The following is a 7,500-nucleotide window of genomic DNA, read 5'->3' on the forward strand; positions in this document are numbered from 1 at the left end:
TGGACGCCCTCGGCGTGGCTCATGCCCGCACGAAGAAGGGAGCGCTGACCTGGGAGGTCGCGGGGACGGGCACGGGCCACACCACCTTCAGCGGGCACGTGGACACCCTGGGGGCGATGGTGAAGGAGGTCAAGGCGAACGGGCGGCTGCGCCTCGCGCCTCTCGGCGGCTACGACTGGGCGACCGTGGAGGGCGAGTACGTGCAGGTGCACACCCAGGGGGGTGCGGTCCTGACGGGCACCGTCGTGAACACCCTCCAGAGCACCCACGTCCACGGCCCCGCCCTGCGCGAGCTGCGGCGCGAGGGGGGCGTGATGGAGGTCCGGCTGGACGCCCGCACCGCCTCCCCGGAGGAGACGCGGGCGCTGGGAGTCGAGGTGGGGGATTTCGTGAGCTTCGACCCCCGCGCCGTGCTGACGGACGCCGGGTACATCAAGGGCCGCCACCTCGACGACAAGGCCGCCGTCGCCGTCTTCGTGGGGGTGACCCGCGCCCTGCTGGAGACGCTGCCCGCCCGCACGGTCGCCTTTCACGTCACCACCTACGAGGAGGTCGGGCACGGGGCCGCGACCGGGATTCCGCCCCACACGGACGAGCTGATTGCGGTGGACATGGCCGCCGTGGGCGAGGGCCAGACCAGCAGCGAGCACCACGTCACCCTCTGCGCCGCCGACAGCGGCGGGCCGTATGACCACGCGCTTGGGGGCCGCCTGCGCGAGGCGGCGCGGCGGGCCGGGCTGGAGTTGCGGGTGGACCTCTACCCCTATTACGCTTCGGACGGCACGGCGGCGTGGCGGGCGGGCGGCGACTACCCGGTCGCCCTGATTGGCCCCGGCGTGGACGCCAGCCATGCCTACGAGCGCACGCACGTGGACGCGCTGGAGGCCACCGCCCGGCTGATGCTGGCGCACGTGCGGGCTGGGTGAGGTAGACCTCAGCTCTCGGCGCTCCGGTGCAACGCGAGCCACGCCGTCTTCAGCTCCGGGCGCACGGCGCTGTCGGGTTCGGCCAGCAGCAGCTCCTGATAGGCGTTCAGGAAGGTCAGGCGGTGGCGGTGGAAGAAGTGCAACAGGTGCCGGGCGAAACTCAGCGCGTCGAGCACGGCGAACTCGACCCCGGTGCGGTCATGGAGCGTCCGGGCGTAGTCGGTCACCTCCCGCTCGATGGGGTGGGTGGTGACGAACAGATAGTTTTCCGGCGGGGCGGGAGCCGCCGCTACCTTCCGCGCCGCGTGCTGCACGTCACCCAGGGTGACGGGGCGGGCCTTGACCTCATAGACGGTGGCGGGGCGACCGGGGGCGGCGAGCACCTCGACCTCGATGTCGCCCAGGGTCCCCGTCCGTGCGTCGGCGGCGTTGTGCGCCCCCAGGGTCAGGGCCTGTTCGTCCGACAGCGCCCCCAGGGTCCGGTACAGCGCGGCGACCACCAGGACGGGCAGGCGGCTGGCGCGTTTGCTGCGCAGGTGCTGCTCCAGAAGGGTGAGCACGTCCTCGGTGGAGAGGGTCCCTGCCCCGCCCCCCGCCGCGAGGGCCGCCCCCAACGCTGCTTCGCGCTCGTCGCGCAGGGCGAACAGTTCGGCCAGGGCCTGTGCCAACACGTCCTCGGCGTTCGCTGTCCCCGCTTCCAGACTCTCTAGCACGAACGCCGCGTCCTGATACACCTGCCGGGGACGGCCCTCGAAGACCGTGGCGCTCCGCAGCGGCTTATTTGCGTTCCTCAGGGTGGGGGTCAGAAAAGCGGTGGTGGGGTTGAGCGGCAGGCGGTGGGCGGACAGGAGGTCAGCGACATACTCCTCGTCGTAGCGGCGACCCGAAAAGGAGCGGCCCGAACGAATCTCGGTGTACGGCTCGGTCGCGTCCAGTTCCGGGCGGTGGGCTTTGGCCAGGGCGCAGGCGAGCACCAGCCGGGCGGGGGCGCGGTTGCTCTCGCAGCGCATCACGCGGCGCAGGGCGGCGGCCACTTCCGGGGCCGTCACGGGGGGCGGGGCCGCTCTCCCCGCCCGCTCTACGGCGCGAACAAGGAGTGCTCTGGGGTCCATGCCTCCTCCTTCCGGGCCGCAGCGGGCAGCTCGTAGTTCACCCACAGCACCTCGGTCCGCTCGCCCTTGCTGCTGTGAATCATCCGGGCGGGGGCCTCGATGCGGGTCCAGCCCGCGTACAGGTCCTCGTACAGGCTGCTGGCGTAGCCGCTGATGGCGACCTTGCCGCGCACCCCCCGCAGCGCCCGCGCCAGGGCCTCATGTTCGGCGTCGGTCATCTCGTAGCCGTAGGCCTTGGCGTCTCCCCGCGTGCCGTGCACATAGGGCGGGTCGCAGTAAAACAGCGTCTCCGGGCTGTCGTAGCGGGCGATGACCTCCAGGGCGGGGGCGTTTTCTATCTGCACGCGCAGCAGGCGCTGGACGATTTCGGAAAGGCCCTCCACACTGCCCAGCCAGCGGCTCACCGCGCCCCCCATCCCGGCCCGGCTGGTCAGCAGGCAATGCGCCCAACGGCCCTCGCTGGCGGTCTGGGCCAGCCCGGTGCGGACCTGCCGCGCCCGCACGAAAAACCGCCGCGCCCGTTCGAGGTCGCTCAGGCCCTCCGGGTCCTCCTGGGTGGCGAGGCGCAGCTCCTCCCGCGAAAAGGGGGTCAGGCCGATGAGCCGAATCAGGGCGTCCCCCTCATCACGCAGGACCCGGAAGAAGTTCACGACCTCGCTGTCGAGGTCGTTGTAGGTCTCGACCGGGGCAGGCGGGCGATTCAGCAGCACCGCCGCCGAACCGCCAAACGGCTCGCAGTAATGGGTGGCCGGGGGCAAGAGGGGCAGCAGCCAGCCCAGGTGACTGAACTTGCCCCCGTACCAGCCGAAAGCGATTTTCTTGGTGCCACGTGGGGCCATGCCGGGCAGCATAGCGTTTGTGTGCTTTTTTGCCCCCTGCCCTCCCCACCTCCGCGCTAGCATCGGCCCTGGCTCCCGTCCCCCGCGGGACCGGGGCCGACCTCTTTCGGGGCGGGGTGAGATTCCCCACCGGCGGTGATCCAACTCAAAGCTGGTCAGCCCGCGAAGCCCGCGCAAACTGCAAGACGCGTGAGGCCCGACCCGGTGCGATTCCGGGGCCGACGGTAAGAGGGACGTGACGGCCCAGGCGGCGGTCACTCCCGAAGTCCGGATGGAAGAAGGAGGAGACGCCCTCCCCACCACCCCGGTGGGCGGCGACACTGTATGTCTGGAATGAACAGTCCTGGGACGGGTGCCTTGCTCGCTGACGAAAGGTGGCGCCCGGAAGACGCTGGATACATGGCCCTCGCGCTCGCCGAGGCCGCGCGGGGCCTGGGCCGCACCGCCCCCAATCCCCCGGTGGGCTGCGTGCTCGTGCGGGGGGGCGAGGTGGTGGGGCGGGGCTTTCACCCCCGCGCCGGAGACCCCCACGCCGAGGTGTTCGCCCTGCGGGAGGCGGGCGAGCGGGCACGCGGGGCCACCGCTTACGTCACCCTGGAGCCGTGCAGTCACTTTGGGCGCACCCCCCCCTGCGCCGACGCCCTGGTCGCGGCGGGGGTGGGGCGGGTGGTCGTCGCCGCCCTGGACCCCAACCCGCAGGTCGCTGGGCGCGGCCTGGCGCGGCTGCGCGGGGCCGGGATTCCCGTCACCGTGGGCGTGGGGGGGGCGGAGGCGCTGCGGCAGCAAGCAGGCTTTCGCTCGCTGGTCACGCGCGGGCGGCCCTGGGTGGTCTACAAGTACGCGGTGACGCTCGACGGCAAGGTCGCGGCGGCGGGCGAGGGGCGGGGAGCCGTCACCTCCGGCCCCGCCTGGGCGCGGGTGATGCGCTGGCGTGACGAGGCGGACGCCATCGCGGTGGGTATTGGCACCGTCTTGGCCGATGACCCTCGTCTCACCACCCGTGGGGTGGAGGGGGGACGCGACCCCCGCCCGGTGATTTTCGACCCCCGCGCCCGCACGCCCCTGACGGCCCAGGCCCTGCGCCCCGGCACCCTGCTCGTGACCGCCCCCGACGCCGACACCCGCCCCCTGGAGAAGCGGGGGGCCGAGGTGCTGCGGGTGACGGACCTGCGGGACGCCCTGCACGAGCTGGGCCGCCGGAACGTCGCCACCCTGCTGCTCGAAGGCGGCCCCACCCTGGCGAGCGCCCTCTTCGCGGCGGACCTTATCGACGAGGTGCGGGCGCTCGTGGCCCCCAAGCTTCTCGGCGCGGGCCTCTCGCCGCTGAGCGGCCCGGTGCGGGGGATGGCCGAGGCCGCCCTCCTGCATGACCCCTGCGCCGAACTCCTCGGCCCGGACGTGCTGGTGACGGGCCTGCTGCACGACATTCCCCGCCTGGGAGCGGAAGGAGCGAACGGATGTTTACCGGAATCGTAGAACAGGTAGGCCGCGTCACGCACGCCGCCGAAGTGGGCGGCACCCTCACCCTGAAGGTCACGCCAGAGCGGATGTGGCCTGACCTCACGCTCGGCGAGTCGGTCGCCTGTGCGGGCACCTGCCTCACCGTGACGGGCTGGGACGAGACGGGCTTTACCGTGGACCTCAGCCGCGAAACCTTGCAGAAGACCGCCCCCCACCACTGGCAAGTGGGTGCCCGGCTCAACCTGGAGCGGGCGATGACCGCTGCGGGCCGCTTCGGGGGCCACGTGGTGAGCGGGCACGTGGACGGCACGGGCGAGATTCTGGAGCGGCGCGAGGACCCCGGCGCGTACACCCTGCGCGTCCGCGCCCCCGCCCACCTCGCCCGCTACCTCGTGCCCAAGGGGAGCGTCACGGTGGACGGCGTGTCGCTCACCGTCGTGGACACGGGCGGTCCCGGCGGCAGCCGCGCGGACCTCGCCCCCGACGAGTTCACCCTCTGGCTGGTGCCGCACACCCTGGAGGTCACCACCCTGGGCGACTGGCGGCCCGGCACGGTGGTCAACCTGGAGGCCGACCAGATGGCGAAGTATGTCGAGCGGTTGCTGGCCTTCGGGGTGTCGAGGGGTCCAGCCGTCGAGGGGTCGAGAGCGGCCCCACCCCCAGCTTCTCGACCTCTTGGCACCCCGACCTCGCCCCGTACGACCGTGTCTCACGGGGAGGCCGAAGCATGACCCTCGCCTCCATCCCCGACCTGCTCGCCGAGCTGCGGGCTGGGCGTCCGGTCATCCTGGTGGATGACGAGGGCCGCGAGAACGAGGGCGACCTTCTCATGCCCGCCGAGACGGCCACGCCCGAATGGGTCAACTTCATGGCACGGGAGGGCCGGGGCCTCATCTGCGTGACCCTGACCCCGGAGCGGGCCGCCGAGCTGGACCTCGCGCCGATGGTGCGCTCCAGCACCGACCCCCACGGCACGGCCTTTACGGTGAGCGTGGACCATGTCCGCACCTCCACCGGCATCAGCGCCTACGACCGCGCCGCGACGATTGCGGCGCTGGCCGACCCCGCCGCGACCCCCGCCGACTTCCGCCGTCCGGGGCACATCTTCCCGCTCGTCGCGCGGCCCGGCGGGGTGCTGCGCCGCGCCGGGCACACCGAAGCGGGCTGCGACCTCGCCCGGCTCGCGGGGTTTGCCCCTGCCGGGGTGATTTGCGAAATCATGGGCGACAGCGGCGAGATGCTGCGGCTGCCTGACCTCCTCGCTTTCGGGAAGCGGCATTCGCTGTTGGTCGGCTCCATCGAGGCCCTGATCGCCTACCGAATGGAACATGACCCCTTCTTGCGGCTGGCGGCGGAGGCGCGGCTGCCCACCGAGTACGGCGAGTTCCGCCTCTTTGGCTTCGAGGACACCCTGTCGGGAGCCGAGCACGTCGCCCTCGTGATGGGCGAGGTGAGCGAGGAACCGCTGCTCGTGCGGGTGCACTCCGAGTGCCTCACCGGAGACACCTTCCATTCGCTGCGCTGCGACTGCGGCCCCCAGCGCGACGCGGCGCTGCGGGCGATTGCAGAAGAAGGCCGGGGCATCCTCGTCTACCTGCGGCAAGAAGGCCGGGGCATCGGCCTGCTGAACAAGATTCGCGCCTATGCCCTGCAAGACGGCGGGGCCGACACGGTCGACGCCAACTTGCAACTCGGCTTTCCCGCCGACGCCCGTGACTTCGGCATCGGGGCGCAGATGCTGCACCTCCTGGGGGCGCGGCGGCTGCGGGTCCTCACCAACAACCCCCGCAAGCTGCACGCATTGGGGGGCTTCGGGCTGGAGGTCGTCGAGCGGGTGCCGCTGCACGTCGGCCAGAACGCGCACAACGCGGGCTACCTGGCGACGAAGGGGGCGAAGTTGGGGCATCTGCGGTAGGGCGAGAGGGGAGAGGGCGGCAGACCAGCCTGGTCCGCCGCCCTCCCGGTGGGGACCTAGAACGTCACCCCGTACAGCGCCCCGTATTTCTCCCGCAGATACTTCAGGTACGGCTCCACCGTCATGGGCTGCCCGGTTGCCCGCTCCACCAGGGCGTTGGGGGTGTAGAGGCGGCCCGGCGCGTACACGTTCTCCCGCAGCCAGCCGTGCAGCCGCCCGAAGTCGGCGCGGGCGATGTCGCCCTCCAGGCTGGGGTTGGCCCGCTCGGCGGCGGCGTAGAACTGAGCGCTCAGGACGTTGCCCAGCGTGTAGCCCTGGAAGGCCCCGCCGATGCTCCCGAAGTACCAGTGCACGTCCTGGAGGACGCCGTTCACGTCGCTCTCGGCCCGCAGGCCCAGGTTCTGCTCGTAGGCAGCGTGCCAGGCGTCCGCGAGGTCGCGCACCGCCAGCCGCCCGGCGAGCAGCTCGCGCTCCAGCTCGAAGCGGGTGATGACGTGCAGGTTGTAGGTCAGTTCGTCGGCGTCGGTGCGGATGAGGGACCGGGCGACCACGTTGGAAGCGCGGTGCATCTCTTCTTCGGTCACGTCCGCGAGCGGCTCCGGGAAGGCGTCGCGGAACTTCCCGAAGTATGCCGCCCAGAAGGCCCGGCTGCGCCCGACGAGGTTCTCCCACAGCCTGGATTGGCTCTCGTGGACCCCCGCGCTCACGCCGCCGCCCAGGGGCGTTCCCAGCAGGTCTTCCGCCACCCCCTGCTCGTACATCGCGTGCCCGGCCTCGTGGAGGGTGGAGTACAGCGCTTCGGTGGGGTCGTTCTCCTTGACGCGGGTGGTGATGCGCACGTCCCGCTCGCCCAGCCGGGTCATGAAGGGGTGGTGGGTGAGGTCCTGCCGCCCCCGCGTAAAGTCGTACCCGTAATCCCGAATCACGCCCTCCCCAAAGGCGAGCTGCTGAGAGGCGGGATAGTGCCGCGCCAGAAAGTCGGTGCGGGGAGCGTCGGCCCCGGTCACGGCCTCCACCATGGGCACGAGCGCCGCTCTCAGCGCCGCGAAGACCTCGCCGACCTGCGCGGCGGTCATGCCCTCGTCGGACTGGTCGATGAAATAGTCCATGGGGTCCGCGAACTCCGGGAAGTAGCTCGCCGCCTGGAGGCTGAGATCCAGCGACTTTTCCAGGTAGGGCACCATCCGGGCGAAGTCATTGGCGGGCCGCGCCTCCGTCCACGCCGAGTAGCTCTCGCCGCCGTGCTG

General features: G+C 71.7%; 7 protein-coding genes and 1 riboswitch (2 of these 8 running past the window's edge). Of the genes, 4 read left to right on the forward strand and 3 right to left on the reverse strand.

The genetic code is table 11. The annotated features are described in order from the left end of the window. Positions 1-926, forward strand: the 3' portion of a protein-coding gene (locus tag H565_RS0113680; protein WP_157469092.1) for a M42 family metallopeptidase. 106 nt of this gene lie to the left of the window's left edge; only the last 926 of its 1,032 coding nucleotides appear in the window; its start codon lies off the left edge, out of view; the stop codon is at positions 924-926. A gap of 8 nt (positions 927-934) precedes the next feature. Here the strand turns inward: H565_RS0113680 and H565_RS0113685 are convergent, their stop codons facing one another. Further along, a complete protein-coding gene (locus tag H565_RS0113685) occupies positions 935-2,038 on the reverse strand; it encodes a restriction endonuclease, SacI family (RefSeq protein WP_027461538.1) in 1,104 nt (367 codons plus the stop codon). Further along, the gene (locus tag H565_RS15535) at positions 2,005-2,877 is read right to left on the reverse strand and encodes a DNA adenine methylase (protein WP_051363638.1); all 873 of its coding nucleotides are present in this window, start codon (positions 2,875-2,877) and stop codon (positions 2,005-2,007) included. Before H565_RS15535 ends, H565_RS0113685 begins: the two co-directional genes overlap by 34 nt. 98 nt (positions 2,878-2,975) lie before the next feature. Further along, a riboswitch (FMN riboswitch) is annotated at positions 2,976-3,164 on the forward strand. Positions 3,165-3,276: 112 nt separating this feature from the next. On the opposite strand from H565_RS15535, the gene ribD reads away from it, so the two are divergent. Genes ribD through H565_RS0113705 form a run of 3 tightly spaced genes read left to right on the forward strand, consistent with a single transcriptional unit; the run spans position 3,277 to position 6,253 of the window. Further along, a complete protein-coding gene (gene ribD / locus H565_RS0113695) occupies positions 3,277-4,353 on the forward strand; it encodes a bifunctional diaminohydroxyphosphoribosylaminopyrimidine deaminase/5-amino-6-(5-phosphoribosylamino)uracil reductase RibD (RefSeq protein WP_034409670.1) in 1,077 nt (358 codons plus the stop codon). Beyond that, entirely contained in the window at positions 4,335-5,069 is a 735-nt protein-coding gene (locus tag H565_RS15540; RefSeq protein ID WP_084543000.1) for a riboflavin synthase, read from the forward strand. Before ribD ends, H565_RS15540 begins: the two co-directional genes overlap by 19 nt. Then, positions 5,066-6,253, forward strand: coding sequence for a bifunctional 3,4-dihydroxy-2-butanone-4-phosphate synthase/GTP cyclohydrolase II (locus tag H565_RS0113705; RefSeq protein WP_027461540.1), 1,188 nt, complete (start codon positions 5,066-5,068; stop codon positions 6,251-6,253). Before H565_RS15540 ends, H565_RS0113705 begins: the two co-directional genes overlap by 4 nt. A 56-nt stretch (positions 6,254-6,309) precedes the next feature. Here the strand turns inward: H565_RS0113705 and H565_RS0113710 are convergent, their stop codons facing one another. Beyond that, a protein-coding gene (locus H565_RS0113710) for a carboxypeptidase M32 (RefSeq protein ID WP_027461541.1) crosses the window boundary here: on the reverse strand, positions 6,310-7,500 show its 3' portion. It continues 327 nt past the right edge of the window; the window shows 1,191 of its 1,518 coding nt (coding positions 328-1,518); the start codon falls outside the window, past its right edge; it ends in the stop codon at positions 6,310-6,312.

It is taken from the genome of Deinococcus murrayi DSM 11303 (assembly GCF_000482805.1).
GTDB lineage: Bacteria > Deinococcota > Deinococci > Deinococcales > Deinococcaceae > Deinococcus > Deinococcus murrayi.

Bases quoted from the DNA above. Each gene is read 5' to 3' on its own strand.
- ribD (WP_034409670.1), top strand. From the start codon at position 3,277: ATGGCCCTCGCGCTCGCCGAGGCCGCGCGGGGCCTGGGCCGCACCGCC.
- H565_RS0113705 (WP_027461540.1), top strand. From the start codon at position 5,066: ATGACCCTCGCCTCCATCCCCGACCTGCTCGCCGAGCTGCGGGCTGGG.
- H565_RS15535 (WP_051363638.1), bottom strand. From the start codon at position 2,877: ATGGCCCCACGTGGCACCAAGAAAATCGCTTTCGGCTGGTACGGGGGC.
- H565_RS15540 (WP_084543000.1), top strand. From the start codon at position 4,335: ATGTTTACCGGAATCGTAGAACAGGTAGGCCGCGTCACGCACGCCGCC.
- H565_RS0113685 (WP_027461538.1), bottom strand. From the start codon at position 2,038: ATGGACCCCAGAGCACTCCTTGTTCGCGCCGTAGAGCGGGCGGGGAGA.